The organism is Citrobacter sp. LJND-P06 (assembly GCF_058188415.1).
The window spans coordinates 16,350-29,746 of sequence record NZ_CP187317.1 but is presented as its reverse complement, the minus strand read 5'-3'; the positions used below and the strand labels follow the sequence as shown (position 1 = coordinate 29,746).

Here is a 13,397-nt window from a genome sequence, read left to right as displayed (position 1 = left end):
AGGGCGAAAGGAGATGAAAACAGATATCCGTACGCTGGATCTCAACCTGCTGAAGACGCTGGATGCCCTGCTTGATGAGCGCAGCGTTACGCGTGCTGCCCAGCGCCTGTCACTGACGCAACCGGCAGTCAGCGGCATGCTAACGCGTCTGCGGGACTATTTTGACGATCCGCTGTTTACGCGTGCGCCTCACGGTATGGTGCCGACGCTGCGCGCTCAGCAGTTAGCGGCTCCCGTCAAACAGATCCTCAGTGACATTGATGCCTTGCTCAAACCCGCACAGTTCGACCCGCAAACGGCCACGCTCACGTTTACCGTCGCCGCCACCGATTACGCGCTGAAAGCGGTGATCGTCCCGTTCATTGCGGCACTGCGGATGCGTGCGCCGGGGGTTCGCGTACGGGTGGTTCCGGTCGAGCCAGAACGGCTGACCACGCAATTTGAGCAGGGTAAAATCGACCTCGCGCTGCTGACCCCGGACTCCACGCCGGGTGACCTGCACAGCCGCGCGCTTTACGACGAAACGTACGTCTGCATCCTGCGCGCCGATCATCCTGAGGCCCATAACGCATTAACCCTCGACAGTTTCTGCAAACTGGAACACGCGCTGGTTTCTTACGAAGGCGAAAGCTTCTGGGGCGTGACTGACGATGCGCTGGCCGGTGTCGGGCGCAAACGGCAGATTGGGTTATCGGTGAGCAGTTTTCTGGTCTTGCCGGACGTGCTCGCCATCAGCGATATGATTGCCGTCGTGCCTGCAAGGCTGGCACATGCCGATGCCCGGATGCAGGTTTTGCCGCCGCCGCTGCCGATCAAAGGTTTCACCAAAAGTATGGCCTGGCACGAACGAACACATCGAGATCCGGCGCACCAGTGGCTGCGTAATGTGGTGCATGACATCAGCCAAAAAAAAGCCCGGCATTAAGCCGGGCAAGACGTTACCAAATACACACTTAAGCGACTTTCAATTCTCGAATTTTCTTTTCACGGCGAATTTTGCGTTCTTCAAATACGGCCACGATGGCCATCAGGCAGATACAGCCGATGGCGGCCGTATCCAGCGCAGCGAAGGTGCCCGCCCAGCCGGTCAGACCGAAGACCGGCGTGCCGTCAGCAATCATCCCCAGTCCCAGCTTGGCGAAGCTGTCGCCAATCAGATACGCAAAGGTGCCTTTGATACCATCGGCAGCGCCGATCGCTTTTTTCGGTACAAAACCGACCGCCGCGACGCCGATTAACAACTGCGGGCCAAACACCAGAAAACCAAGGGCAAACAGGGATGCCAGATAAACGTACTGGTTGCTGGCATGTTGGTAGACGCCCAGCGTGGCAATGATCAGCGCCAGCGCAACGCAGGCCACCAGCGCACGACGCCCGTTCGCCAGGTCAGACAGCCAACCCCACAGCAGCGTCCCCACCAGTGCGCCCACTTCAAACAGGGTAAAGCCCTGAATCGCCACCTCTTTGGAGAGTTTCAGCTCCTGGAAGGCATACACGGTAGACCATTGGTCGATACCGATACGCACCACGTACAGGAAGATGTTGGAGAAGCACAGCAGCCAGATCACTTTGTTTTTCAGCACGTACTCAACAAAGATCTGCCATTTGGTCATCTCATTTTCTTCAGTCTCTTTGTCTTCTTCGCTGATCTCTTCGCCAAACAGCTCTTCCGCTTTACCAAGACCGTAAGATTCCGGGGAGTCGCTGCCATAGCGCAGGCCGATAAAGCCCACAATCAGCGCAATAATCGACGGGAAGATAAACATGCCGATCACATGACCGTCGAACAGGACGTTCGCGCCGAACAGCGCCACGCCCGCCGCGCCCGCGCCGCCAAGGTTGTGGGAAATGTTCCACATGCCGAGATAAGAGCCACGCTTACGGCGCGGCGTCCATTTAGTGATGGTGGAATAGCTGCAAGAACCGCCGGTACTCTGGAAGAAACCGCTCAGGGCATAAAAGGCGATCATCAGGAACAGGCTGGTAGAGCCGGTGCCCATGCTGGCGCTGAAGCCGAGCATACAGATAGCGGAGAGGATCAGCATAAACGGCAGAAATTGCTTGGTGTTTTTGCCGTCAGCGTAATAGGAGACGAGCGTTTTGCCCACGCCGTAGGTGATCGAAAAGCCCAGCCCAATCATCCCCAGTTGCGTCATGCTCAACCCGTAGGTGGAGATCATGTCGTTCTGCGCAATGTTGAAGTTTTTGCGGATCAGATACATGGTCAGGTAGCCGATGAAGACCACCAGATAGGACTGCATGAACGGTTTGAACCACATTTTGCGCCGGACATCGAGCGGCAGATCGAGGGTCGGTTTACGCACCTGGTTTAGGAAGGCCAGCATGGGTGGGATATCTCCTGATTTTTATACCTGCTTTATGGCAGTCATTGTAAAAATCAGCAGCCAACCCAGCCTGAGACAGCGTCCAGGCGGAACCGGGAAAATTTCTTAGTTTTGCCCGACTCGGTGTAAAAAGGAGAGGTGCGTCACGCTTCATTGACCTCGCGCGGCGCCTGGGCATTCAAAAATGGCAACAGCAGAAGCGCGGATATCCCGGCGGCAATGGCGATCACCACAAAAAAACCCGTCCAGTGCCAGGTTTCCATCACCTGCGCCAGCGGCCAGCCGGAGAGCGATGCGCCAAGATAGGCAAACAATCCGACAAATCCGGTAGCCGCCCCCGCGGCCTCTTTGTGCGAACACTCGGCCGCCGCCATACCGATCAGCATTTGCGGCCCAAAGACGAAGAAGCCGGTGGTGAAGAAGCAGGCGGCCTGCATCACGTAACTGGCAAACGGCATTAGCCACAGCGAGCCAACGGAAAGCAAAATGCCCGCCGCGAAGATCAGATTCATGGGCCCACGGTTGCCATTGAACAGTTTATCCGAGCCCCAGCCCGCCACCAGTGCGCCAATAAACCCGCCCAGTTCGAACATGGTGACAGCCGTGTTGGCGGTCACCAGGTCAACCCCCAGCGTCTCCGACATGTACAGGTTGCCCCAGTCGTTGATCGCCGCGCGCACCACGTACACCAGCACATAACAGAGCGAAAGAAGCCAGATGTAAGGGTTCAGCAAGACATATTTGGTGAGGATCTCTTTGCGGGTCAGCCCCGCGCCCTCCTGCTGCTGGGCGATTTCCAGCGCGTCATGCCGCCAGTCGCCCACCGGCGGCAAGCCGATGGCCTGCGGCCTGTCGCGCAGTCGCCAGCAGAGAAAAATGCCCACCGCAATCGCCAGTAGCCCGGCAATCATCATCCCGGCACGCCAGCCGTAATGCAGGGCGGCGGCCGCCATCACAATAGGAATCAGCGCGCCGCCAACGTTGTGTGCGGTGTTCCACAACGCCCACCAGCCGCCGCGTTCAGTGCGCGAGTACCATGCCGTCAGCAAACGGGCGCACACCGGCGAGCCCCAGCCCTGGAAGAAGGCATTCAGCGCCCACAGCAGGGCAAACGCCCACAGCGAGGTGGAGAAGCCGAACAAAATGTTCACCACGCCGGTGGCGATAAGCCCCAGCCCCATAAAATAACGGGCGTTAGAACGGTCGCTGACGATGCCGGAAAAAAACTTCGACAGCCCGTAGGTGATGTAAAACAGTGTGGCCAGCAGACCAATGTCGCTGCGGGTCAATACGCCGCTGGCGAGGATTTCCGGCACCGCCGCGTTAAAACTTTTACGGGTGAAGTAAAACAACGCGTAACCGAGCCAGATGGTGGTCAGAATATGTCGCCGCCAGTAGCGGTAACGGGCGTCGATTTCGCGTTTATCGTTAATTAACGGCGCATTCACCGGGGCTTTCAGAAACGTCAGCATCCCCTCTCCTTACACATAGCGCAGGGGCAATGAGACGCTCACGCGTGTGCCGTGGGTGCAGGAAATCGTTAGCATTCCCCCCAACGCCGTCACACGTTCACGCATTCCGGTCAGGCCAAAACCCAACTGACCCGATCCTGGCGGCAGCCCGCAACCGTCGTCCTCAATGACCAGCATCAGGCGTTCGTCCTGCTGCCAGCCCTGCAACGTCACCGCACTGGCGCTGGCATGCTTCACAATGTTATTCAGCCCCTCCTGACAGACCCGAAACAGGGTCACCCGCAGGCCTTCACTGAGCGTTGATTCGTCTATTTTCCAGTCGAGATGGCTGACGATACCGCGGCTTTCCAGCTCCATTTCACGCATCAGCGAACGAATGGCCTGCTCCAGCGTCAGATCGTCCAGTTGGCGAGGGCGTAAGCGCCCTAACAGGCGGCGCACCGCGTCATACACGCCCAACGATAATTGTTCGATATGCGCGCCGCTCTGCTTCACGCCCGCATTTTCCGGGGCCAGTCGTTGCACAATACCGGCCTGGGTGCGGATCGCGGTGATGGTCTGGCCGATATCGTCATGCAGCTCGCGCGCCACGTCGCGGCGTACGCTCTCTTCAGTTTCCAGCAGACGTTCCGCAAGGCGGTGATTACGCGCCAGCTCGTTTTGCAGCGACTGATTAAGTTCGCGCAGGCGTTGGATCCCGGTGCCGAGTAGCAGCCCGGTCAGGCTTTGCGCCAGCAATGAGAGCAATAAATCCACCGGGTGATCGTGCCAGGTCTGGCTGGCAATCAAGGCGATGGCGTTCATCAGAGTCGCAATCAGCGCCCCCTGCCAGCCGTAGTGCCAGGCCAGCGCGATAATCGGCAGCGCCAGACAAAACGGCGTAAAACGGGAAAGTTCGTCCGGCAACCCAAGCTGTAGCCACAGACTGACGGTGAACAACAGCAGATACCAAACCAGATGGCGACCGCGCCAGTTGACCGGCTGCGAAACCAGAGCCGGGCCGAGCGGCAGCCAGGTGGTGCTGGTGAGGTAATGCCAGAACACCAGGCAAATGGGGGCCAGCGTCAGCCCACCGGTGAGCGTCAGCAGCAGCGCGGTAAAGGCCGCTTCGCCTTGCCCCATCCACGGTAAAGACTGTAGCAATGCCGCCGCCGTGAGCGCCGCGCTCTGCAAAAGCAACGTGCGCCAGTCGCGTTGATGCCGATAGCGGGAGATTAACGCCACGGGAAGCAACGTCAGCACGCTTCCGATCATCAAAAGGGGAAGATGCGCAAGCGCCACTTCCTGCGCCAGCCAGTAAATCAGTAGCCATTCGGCACCCAGCAATACCGGCCAGTAGCCGCGCGGGCATTGCAGCATAAGCCCCAGCCGCAGACCAAATGGAAACAACAGCACCGCCATTTCCGGGCGCTCAACCAGATGCAGGCTGATGCTCCACAGGCAAAACCACGCGGCGGAGAAAATAAAAAAGCAGGCAATAACGGTAATTAACCGGGAGAAAAAGGTGCTCATTACCAGCCATCAAACATACGGCGAGCCAGTTCAACGTCATTGCTGACGCCCAGTTTTTCCATCAGATTGGCGCGATGCACGTGTACTGTTTTCGGCGACAGCCCCAGTTCGGCGGCAATCTCTTTGACCGCCATTCCCTGCGCCAGTTTTTCTGCCACCTGACGTTCGCGTTTGGTCAGTGGATCCTGACGCCCCGCCGCCAGCTTTACCGCAATATCCGGCGTCAAATAACACCCGCCGGTCGCCACCGTATGAACCGCAGAAATCAGTTCATCAGGACTACAGCGTTTGGAAAGAAAACCTCGGGCGCCTGCGTTCAACGCCTGCTCCACCAGCGCCGGACTGTCGTGAACAGAGAGCATGATAGTCGCCATCCCTTTTGGCAGTTGGCTTAACAACTCCAGCCCGGAAATATCCGGCATGGAAATGTCGCAAATGCAGACCTGCACGCCGCGCCCCGGCAGTCCCGCCAGCGCCTCACGCCCCGACCCGAACTCGGCTACAACCTGCAAATCAGGCTCCAGCCCCAGCAACTGTGCAAAGCCGGAGCGGACGATAAGGTGATCGTCAATAAGGGCAACGGTGATCATGGTTCTGTCCTGGCGGGTAATAAAACGCGCTTACCTTAACGATATACACTTCATCCTTCAAGCTGCCTCTGCGTTAGCTACATCTGCTCACCCCAGTCACTTACTTGAGTAAGCTCCTGGGGATTTTCAGACTTGCCGCCTTGATGCAGCTTGAATGATTTTGTGTACCCGCGCGTTGCTGTTCAAGCCTTGAGCTGTTATTCGAAAAAGACGGCAATCTTAGTAAACATGGTCGGATCTGACTGGTTACGCACCACTTTCACGACATCCTCCAGCTTATCAATCTGGCTAATCATCTGTTCAAGACGTTGATCGTCATTAACCAGTAGCCAGATGCGGCTTTGGTCGCTGCTCTGGATTGGCAAACAGAGGATGCCCTCCACGTTAAAGGCACGACGGGCGAACAGGCCGCAGACGTGGGTCATAACCCCCGGATGGTTACGCACGGTGAGTTCGAGAATGACGTTTTCATGTGACTGTTTCTGCATGGTTTATTCCCCCACCATTTCTGTATTTGCCGCGCCCGGCGGCACCATCGGATACACTTTTTGTTCCGCATCAATACGCACATGAATCAGCGCCGGCCCCGGACGGGAGATAATCGCCTGCAACGCCGCCTGCGGGTCAGCTTCATTATTCAAATCACAGGTTTCCAGACCAAATCCAGCGGCAATCTGCATAAAGTTGATCATCCCTGGATAGGTGGCGGCAAAGACGCCTTGCTTGTAGAACAGACTCTGCTGCTGATGAACCAGACCCAGCGCTTCGTTGTTCATCAGAATGATTTTCACATCCAGTTGGTTTTCGCTGGCGGTCGCCATCTCCTGAATATTCATCATCAGACTGCCGTCGCCGGAGAAACATAATACCTTACGGTCAGGGTTCGCCAGCGCGGCGCCAATCGCTGCCGGCAGGCCAAAACCCATGGTGCCCAGTCCACCGGAGGTCAGCCACTGGCGAGGGCGGTTGAGCGGATACGCCTGCGCCGTCCACATCTGATGCTGCCCCACATCGGTGGTGACAATCGCGCTGTCGTCCACGCAGGCCGCCACGGCATTAATCAGCCCATAATGGCTGAGGGGATCGCACTCTTGCGGGATCGCCCCCGGAAACTCGCGCTGCAAATCCGCCACCGTCCGGTGCCACTCCTCACGCGGTTGTACGTCAATGAATGGGATTAACTGGGCCAGAACATCATCCACATCGGCCTGAATCGCCACGTGCGCCGGCTTGATTTTCCCCAGCTCCGCACGGTCGATATCGACATGAATAATGTTGGCGTTCGGGCAGAACTGCTCCGTTTTACCAATCGCCCGGTCATCAAAACGCGCGCCAAGAACAATCAGCAAATCCGCCTCTTGCAGGATAAGGTTGGTGCTGCGTGCGCCATGCATACCCAGCATGCCTAACGACAGCGGGTGCGCTTTTGGCAACATACCCAGCGCCATTAAGGTCATGGTGGTCGGTAACTGCGCTTTTTCCGCCAATTCACGCACACGGGCAGGCGCATTGACAACACCGCCGCCGAGATACAGCACCGGGCGCTTTGACGCATTAATCATCGCGGCGGCATCACGGATACTTTCAGCGCTGAATTCCGGCGAGGGCGATTTCTCTGCCGCTGGCGGCAGTGCTTCCAGTTCGATTGTGGCGGTCTGCACATCCTTAGGAATGTCTATCCACACCGGCCCCGGGCGACCCGACTGGGCAATGCGAAAAGCATCACTCATCACCTGCGGCAATTCGTGAATATCTCTGACCAGATAGTTGTGTTTGGTGATGGGGATAGAAATGCCGTAGGTGTCCACTTCCTGAAAGGCGTCAGTACCAATCATGGAGGCGGGTACCTGACCGGTAATACACACCAACGGAATGGAATCGAGACGCGCATCGGCAATGGCGGTGACCAGGTTCGTCGCGCCCGGCCCGCTACAGGCCATACAGACAGCGGGTTTGCCATCAGTTCGCGCCATACCCTGCGCAATAAACCCCGCGCCTTGTTCGTGGCGCGCCAGGATATGACGGATTTGCGTGCTTTGGCTTAAGGCGTCGTAGACGGGAAGAATCGAACCGCCTGGGATCCCGGTCACCACGGTGATGCCCTGGCGTTCCAGTAAATGAACGATCAATTCTGCGCCCGTAAAGCGCTTACGTGTGGATGTTGTGCCCGAACTTGCCATGCTCCAGTCCTTTTGTTCTGGGCCGAGGCTCCGGGAGGGGCGCTTAAACGAAAAACCCCGCCCGGTTTGCGCCGGCGGGGTTTTGGAATCGTGTGTTCCGGACCCTACGGCGCATTGCCGACGACCACCACCACACGCACGACGACCACTGCGGCAGGTTGCGCAGTTTTTAGTAGGGTCGCAGTTAGCATGGAAGGGTTCATTAGGGACCTTGTCTGTTTATTGATTAACAGGATTTATACAAGCACAGCTTTTTAGATGTGACAATGGAAAAAATTTCATCTGTGAGAAAATGCGTCAACGATCACATTATCAATGATAACGATGTAAAAACAAAAAACCCCGCCGAAGCGAGGTTTTTATCAGCGTTATACGGCTGGTAACCGCAAAGCACACTGTGTTATGTCAACACCAGAAGTATACGCATTCCACGAAAAACACGCAATTTCGGCACAAATTTTGACGTTTTTGCGTAGGGTGCAGAGAGGTTGTCTCGCCTAAAAAATACTGTTTATTTATACAGTAAATCATCTATAATATCACTGTACGCAATGTGTTATGCGGGGCCGCATCGTAAACCGGCGCAACAAAGCCCTGGCTGAAACGGGTGGTGCCGTCAGCGCCTAAACCCCGTGTGAGCACACTGTGTTACGTCAACAAGCACAACGTTTCTTGCAAGAGAGACTGCGTGCGCAACAGCTGGCAACAGGCAGCGGAAAGGCACGTCGGCTGGCAGTGCTCCTTCACCACAGGAGACGCGTATGAGCCTCGTGGATATCGCTATTCTTATCCTGAAACTCATTGTTGCTGCACTGCAACTGCTTGATGCAGTTCTGAAATACCTCAAGTAATTCAGATTCAAGCCGCACCAAAGGGGAGCGGGCAACCGCTCCCCTTTTCCCCTCTGCCTGGTGCGTGTACCACAAGAGTATGTTACATTTTTATTACATCCCTTAAGACACTTGTCGCCATGACCCTTTCCGTTTTCTGCATTTTGCTGTTCGCCGCGCTGCTGCACGCCAGCTGGAACGCTATCGTGAAAGCAGGAAACGACAAGCTCTACTCGGCGATTAGCGTCAGCGGTTCTGCGGCATTAATGGCGCTGGTTTGTTTACCTTTTGCCCCGCAGCCTGCCGTTGCCAGCATCCCATTTTTAGCCGCCTCGACCGCGTTACAGGTGGTCTATACCGTTCTGGTCGCCAAAACCTATCAGGTTTCGGATATGAGCCAAACGTATCCCTTAATGCGCGGTTCCGCTCCGCTACTGGTCGCGATAATCAGCGTACTGTTTCTCGGCGACAGCCTCTCCGCACTGGCCTGGGTCGGTATTGTGGTGATCTGCATTGCCATCCTCGGTATGGCCTTTAACGGTCACGCCAGTTCCCGGCAGGGCGTGGTTCTGGCCTTGATTAACGCCTGTTTTATTGCCGGGTATACGCTGGTGGACGGAACCGGCGTGCGGCTGTCAGAAACCGCGCTGGGATACACATTGTGGACATTCTTCCTCAATGGCTCCTGCCTGTTGGGCTGGGCGATGATTGCCCGACGCCAGGAGGCCGCACGCTACCTGGTGCAGCACTGGAAGAAGGGAATTTTTGGCGGTATCGGCACAATGGGCTCTTACGGGCTGGCACTGTGGGCGATGACGCAATCCCCCCTGGCGGTGGTCGCCGCACTGCGTGAAACCTCTATTTTGTTCGGCGCGCTTATCGCGTGGCTATTGCTCAAAGAGCGGGTCGTCGGGTTACGTCTCGTCGCCGCTGGCGGTATTGCCGCTGGCGCCATGCTGCTTCGTCTGGCATGATGCAATCCGGCAACATTTGTTGCCGGATTTTGTTTACATATCCTGCCGTTCGCTGCTCCATCATTCCAGTCGTCTATCTGGCCTTCTTTTACTGGTGTGGTAGATTTCACTCGCATTTATCGCAATACATAGCTACTTATTCTTATTTTTTCTCTTTTTAAAAAGTAATCAGCGAAATGAAAAGGCAGAAAAGCGTCAATTTGTTGTTGATGTTGGTATTACTTGTCGCAGTGGGTCAGATGGCGCAAACCATCTATATCCCGGCAATTGCCGATATGGCGCGTGAACTGAATGTCCGCGAAGGGGCCGTGCAAAGCGTGATGGCCGCCTACCTGCTGACATACGGTCTGTCACAACTGGTTTACGGCCCGCTTTCCGACCGTGTCGGGCGTCGCCCGGTGATCCTCGTCGGTATGTCCATTTTTATGCTGGCCACCCTGGTCGCCATCACCACCCACAGCCTGACGGTGCTGATCGCCGCCAGTGCGATGCAGGGCATGGGAACCGGCGTTGGCGGGGTGATGGCGCGTACCTTACCGCGCGATCTGTATGAAGGCACACAACTGCGCCACGCCAACAGCTTGCTGAATATGGGCATTTTGGTCAGCCCGTTGATGGCTCCGCTGATCGGCGGTCTGCTGGACACTATGTGGAACTGGCGCGCCTGTTACATCTTTCTGCTGATCCTCTGCGCAGGCGTCACCGTTAGCATGGCACGCTGGATGCCAGAAACCCGTCCGACGGGCGCGCCGCGCACGCGGCTTATCACCAGCTACAAAACCCTGTTCGGCAACGGTGCGTTTACCTGTTATCTGCTGATGCTGATCGGCGGCCTGGCCGGGATTGCCGTCTTCGAGGCCTGCTCCGGCGTACTGATGGGTGCCGTATTAGGTTTAAGCAGCATGGTGGTGAGCGTCTTGTTTATTCTGCCGATCCCGGCAGCATTTTTCGGCGCATGGTTTGCTGGTCGTCCCAATAAACGCTTCTCGACGCTGATGTGGCAGTCGGTGATTAGCTGCCTGCTGGCAGGCGTGATGATGTGGGTACCAGGCTGGTTCGGGGTGATGAACGTCTGGACGCTGTTGATCCCGGCAGCCCTGTTCTTCTTTGGCGCAGGCATGCTGTTTCCGCTGGCAACCAGTGGGGCGATGGAGCCTTTCCCGTTCCTGGCCGGAACAGCAGGCGCGCTGGTGGGCGGTTTGCAAAACATCGGCTCTGGCGTGCTGGCGTGGCTCTCCGCAATGATGCCGCAAACCGGGCAAGCCAGCCTCGGGATGTTGATGACCTTTATGGGGCTGTTGATTTTACTGTGCTGGCTCCCACTGGCGTCTCGGGTGTCCCATCAGGAGCAGGCGGTTTAATCAGATGATGGCCCGGCTTATCGCCGGGCTGTTCGCACTCCGGCGATATCATCGCAGTCAATAGCGGTTCCAGCGCTGGCCGCCACGCCCCCTCTTCCCCATCATAAAACTGCGTATCTGCGTTGATAGCATACGGAATTTTCGCTTTCTTCAGCTCACAGGCCATAAAACTGGCAAAGGCTAACTGCGACGGTGAAGGCGCATTTTTGATGGTTTCACCCGGCGACCAGCCCCCAACCCAACTGGCATGACCGGTTTTCTGCTGCCAATGTAGGGCGGCGTTTATCCGCGCGCGGATGGCGGTTTTTTCCGCCGCTGTGCCGGAGGTCCAGGGGTATTTCCCATTACTTTTTAGCGGCCCCCACGGGAAGATATGCCATTGTGCCAACACGTAGTTTTGGCTTCCCGGCGGCAGTTTAAGACCCGGCAACGCCTCCGGGGTGGCGCGCATGCGTGGGGCAATAAAAATCATGCGCTGCGGGTCAATGGCATGGATCACGCGGATAGTTTTGTCATACACCCGATTGAGTGAAGCCTGATTATGGTTGAGTTTCTCCGCCGGTTCATCGATCACGTCAAAACCCAGCAACGGCGAGCTTTGCGCGAAATAGTGCGCTACGGCTACCCACCAGTTTTCCACCTCTTTTTCGTTTCCGGCGCTGGGATCGTTTTTATACTCATCGGCCTGATACGCAATAATGGGGATCACGCCATACTGGTTACAGGCTTCAACCAGTTTACGCAGGTGAATCAACCGCGCTTCCGTTGGCTCACCCGTGACCCGGATGCGCACGTGGGTTAATCCCTTTGCCCTGAAATCACGCACCACCAGTGGATCAAATTCGCGGATACCCCTGTCGGTTCGCGCCCAGTCGACCTCCATTCCTGTCCCCAACTGCTGCGCATAATGCGAAGCCGTGAGCGGCCGTTCAGCGGCGCACACGACAGCGCTGGTGAGCAACAGGAGAGAGATGAGCGGTTTTAACACGGTTGTCCTCAGTCATTAACCGGGAGGGATATCACGTATTTAGCATAATCCTCGCCATCAGGTGTAGAGTGCAAACGTAATAAATCTCATCGCACCTGCTCTTGCAGCCAGCCAATAAACGCCTCAATTTTCGGCCACTGCCTGCCAGGCAGCGTAGTCATGTAGTAATGCTGGTGGCATTTCAGCGCCATCGCCCCGAAAGGTGCGACAAGCTCCCCGCTGTCGAGTCGTTTTTGCACCAGCCGCTGACGCCCCATCGCGACGCCAATATGGTTCATTGCGGCAATCACCGCCAAATCAGACCGATCGAAGCCAATCCCCGATGATAACGGCAGATCCACCCCAAAGTGTTGCGCCCAACTGTGCCATTCATCCGTCCCGGAATCGTTGCTCCACGCCTGGCGGTCGTGCAACAGCGTGCAGTGACGCAGATTAACCAACGCCCCCTGCAGGTCAAAACGCCGGGCATAGTCCGGGCTGCATACAGGCAGGATTGCCTCGTCCATCAGGAAATGGTGCGTCAATTGCGCGGAGGGGGCGTCATCAAAGTAGATCGCCAGATCAATACCCGCGCGCTGGAGGTTCACGTTGTCGTTACCGGTCAATATGGTCAGCGAAATAGACGGATAGCGGCGCGTGAAATCACCTAATGCGGGCACCAGCCAACACTGGGCGATGGAAGGCCGCGAGTAAACCGTGAGCGTACCGGAGAGCTCCTGGTTTTTGATGTCGAGGATCTCCTGATTCAGCGTATCCAGCGACGATTTCAACGCCCAGAACACCCGTTTCCCTTCGTGCGTTAATTCCACTTTCCGGTGTGAGCGAACGAATAGCTGAATACCCAGTTCGTCTTCAAGCTGGTTAATACGATGACTGACGGCGCTGGGACTTAATGACAGCTCATCGGCGGCCAGTGCAAAAGACTGATGCCTCGCCGCCACTTCAAAGGTGTAAAGCTTTGATAACTGCCAGCCGTTGAGTAGACGATTTCTGACTTCGCGAAGGGGATCCATAACCACCTCTGAGACCTCTGATTATTGCCCGCAGTGTAAAAAAAGACGCTGGAAAAATCAGCACAAAGGTGAATCAGAGTGAACCATATCGCATAAAATAGTCATTATTAGATACATATCACCCTATTGATT

The 13,397-nt window shown here is 56.4% G+C and carries 13 protein-coding genes and 1 pseudogene; 5 read left to right on the top strand and 9 right to left on the bottom strand.

The window, feature by feature from the left end:
* Nucleotides 1-13 precede the first annotated feature (13 nt).
* Nucleotides 14-925, top strand: coding sequence for a LysR family transcriptional regulator (locus ACO7SM_RS00145; protein ID WP_490469229.1), 912 nt, complete (start codon nucleotides 14-16; stop codon nucleotides 923-925).
* Nucleotides 926-953: 28 nt separating this feature from the next.
* On the opposite strand, the gene uhpT is transcribed toward ACO7SM_RS00145, so the two are convergent.
* The 7 genes from uhpT to ivbL all read right to left on the bottom strand — a co-directional run bounded on the left by uhpT (nucleotide 954) and on the right by ivbL (nucleotide 8,302).
* The gene (gene uhpT / locus ACO7SM_RS00140; protein WP_203359532.1) at nucleotides 954-2,345 is read right to left on the bottom strand and encodes a hexose-6-phosphate:phosphate antiporter UhpT; all 1,392 of its coding nucleotides are present in this window, start codon (nucleotides 2,343-2,345) and stop codon (nucleotides 954-956) included.
* A gap of 143 nt (nucleotides 2,346-2,488) precedes the next feature.
* Nucleotides 2,489-3,817 carry an MFS transporter gene (locus ACO7SM_RS00135; protein ID WP_490469228.1) on the bottom strand — a complete coding sequence of 443 codons (1,329 nt, stop codon included), beginning with the start codon at nucleotides 3,815-3,817 and terminating at the stop codon, nucleotides 2,489-2,491.
* A 9-nt stretch (nucleotides 3,818-3,826) separates the two neighbouring features.
* Complete coding sequence (uhpB, locus tag ACO7SM_RS00130) at nucleotides 3,827-5,329, bottom strand: signal transduction histidine-protein kinase/phosphatase UhpB (protein ID WP_490469227.1); 1,503 nt, start codon at nucleotides 5,327-5,329, stop codon at nucleotides 3,827-3,829.
* Nucleotides 5,329-5,919: a response regulator transcription factor UhpA gene (gene uhpA / locus ACO7SM_RS00125; protein WP_203359529.1), complete on the bottom strand. Its 591-nt coding sequence runs from the start codon at nucleotides 5,917-5,919 to the stop codon at nucleotides 5,329-5,331. The genes uhpB and uhpA overlap by 1 nt, the downstream gene beginning before the upstream one ends.
* A gap of 197 nt (nucleotides 5,920-6,116) precedes the next feature.
* Nucleotides 6,117-6,407, bottom strand: coding sequence for an acetolactate synthase small subunit (gene ilvN / locus ACO7SM_RS00120; RefSeq protein WP_490469226.1), 291 nt, complete (start codon nucleotides 6,405-6,407; stop codon nucleotides 6,117-6,119).
* 3 nt (nucleotides 6,408-6,410) lie between these two features.
* The gene (gene ilvB, locus ACO7SM_RS00115; protein WP_490469225.1) at nucleotides 6,411-8,099 is read right to left on the bottom strand and encodes an acetolactate synthase large subunit; all 1,689 of its coding nucleotides are present in this window, start codon (nucleotides 8,097-8,099) and stop codon (nucleotides 6,411-6,413) included.
* Nucleotides 8,100-8,203: 104 nt separating this feature from the next.
* Nucleotides 8,204-8,302: an ilvB operon leader peptide IvbL gene (gene ivbL / locus ACO7SM_RS00110; protein ID WP_047460165.1), complete on the bottom strand. Its 99-nt coding sequence runs from the start codon at nucleotides 8,300-8,302 to the stop codon at nucleotides 8,204-8,206.
* Nucleotides 8,303-8,752: 450 nt separating this feature from the next.
* Between ivbL and ACO7SM_RS00105 the strand changes: the two are divergent.
* The 4 genes and pseudogenes from ACO7SM_RS00105 to emrD all read left to right on the top strand — a co-directional run.
* Nucleotides 8,753-8,864 (top strand): annotated as a pseudogene (locus ACO7SM_RS00105) (hypothetical protein); the annotation flags it as partial.
* Nucleotides 8,861-8,950, top strand: a complete 90-nt coding sequence (tisB, locus tag ACO7SM_RS00100) for a type I toxin-antitoxin system toxin TisB (RefSeq protein WP_000060506.1) — start codon at nucleotides 8,861-8,863, stop codon at nucleotides 8,948-8,950. The pseudogene ACO7SM_RS00105 and the gene tisB, both read left to right, overlap by 4 nt.
* 119 nt (nucleotides 8,951-9,069) lie before the next feature.
* Entirely contained in the window at nucleotides 9,070-9,903 is an 834-nt protein-coding gene (locus tag ACO7SM_RS00095) for an EamA family transporter (RefSeq protein ID WP_490469224.1), read from the top strand.
* A 176-nt stretch (nucleotides 9,904-10,079) separates the two neighbouring features.
* The gene (emrD, locus tag ACO7SM_RS00090) at nucleotides 10,080-11,264 is read left to right on the top strand and encodes a multidrug efflux MFS transporter EmrD (RefSeq protein WP_490469223.1); all 1,185 of its coding nucleotides are present in this window, start codon (nucleotides 10,080-10,082) and stop codon (nucleotides 11,262-11,264) included.
* On the opposite strand, the gene ACO7SM_RS00085 is transcribed toward emrD, so the two are convergent.
* Nucleotides 11,191-12,252, bottom strand: a complete 1,062-nt coding sequence (locus ACO7SM_RS00085) for a cellulase family glycosylhydrolase (RefSeq protein WP_490469222.1) — start codon at nucleotides 12,250-12,252, stop codon at nucleotides 11,191-11,193. The genes emrD and ACO7SM_RS00085 overlap by 74 nt on opposite strands.
* Nucleotides 12,253-12,338: 86 nt before the next feature.
* Nucleotides 12,339-13,265, bottom strand: coding sequence for a DNA-binding transcriptional regulator DsdC (dsdC, locus tag ACO7SM_RS00080; protein WP_490469221.1), 927 nt, complete (start codon nucleotides 13,263-13,265; stop codon nucleotides 12,339-12,341).
* Between the last annotated feature and the right edge of the window lie 132 nt (nucleotides 13,266-13,397).

What these genes read in the sequence shown, in the direction of transcription:
- emrD (WP_490469223.1), top strand. Translation starts at nt 10,080, where the DNA reads ATGAAAAGGCAGAAAAGCGTCAATTTGTTGTTGATGTTGGTATTACTT.
- ACO7SM_RS00135 (WP_490469228.1), bottom strand. Translation starts at nt 3,817, where the DNA reads ATGCTGACGTTTCTGAAAGCCCCGGTGAATGCGCCGTTAATTAACGAT.
- ACO7SM_RS00095 (WP_490469224.1), top strand. Translation starts at nt 9,070, where the DNA reads ATGACCCTTTCCGTTTTCTGCATTTTGCTGTTCGCCGCGCTGCTGCAC.
- uhpT (WP_203359532.1), bottom strand. Translation starts at nt 2,345, where the DNA reads ATGCTGGCCTTCCTAAACCAGGTGCGTAAACCGACCCTCGATCTGCCG.
- ivbL (WP_047460165.1), bottom strand. Translation starts at nt 8,302, where the DNA reads ATGAACCCTTCCATGCTAACTGCGACCCTACTAAAAACTGCGCAACCT.
- uhpB (WP_490469227.1), bottom strand. Translation starts at nt 5,329, where the DNA reads ATGAGCACCTTTTTCTCCCGGTTAATTACCGTTATTGCCTGCTTTTTT.
- dsdC (WP_490469221.1), bottom strand. Translation starts at nt 13,265, where the DNA reads ATGGATCCCCTTCGCGAAGTCAGAAATCGTCTACTCAACGGCTGGCAG.
- ilvN (WP_490469226.1), bottom strand. Translation starts at nt 6,407, where the DNA reads ATGCAGAAACAGTCACATGAAAACGTCATTCTCGAACTCACCGTGCGT.
- ilvB (WP_490469225.1), bottom strand. Translation starts at nt 8,099, where the DNA reads ATGGCAAGTTCGGGCACAACATCCACACGTAAGCGCTTTACGGGCGCA.
- tisB (WP_000060506.1), top strand. Translation starts at nt 8,861, where the DNA reads ATGAGCCTCGTGGATATCGCTATTCTTATCCTGAAACTCATTGTTGCT.
- ACO7SM_RS00145 (WP_490469229.1), top strand. Translation starts at nt 14, where the DNA reads ATGAAAACAGATATCCGTACGCTGGATCTCAACCTGCTGAAGACGCTG.
- uhpA (WP_203359529.1), bottom strand. Translation starts at nt 5,919, where the DNA reads ATGATCACCGTTGCCCTTATTGACGATCACCTTATCGTCCGCTCCGGC.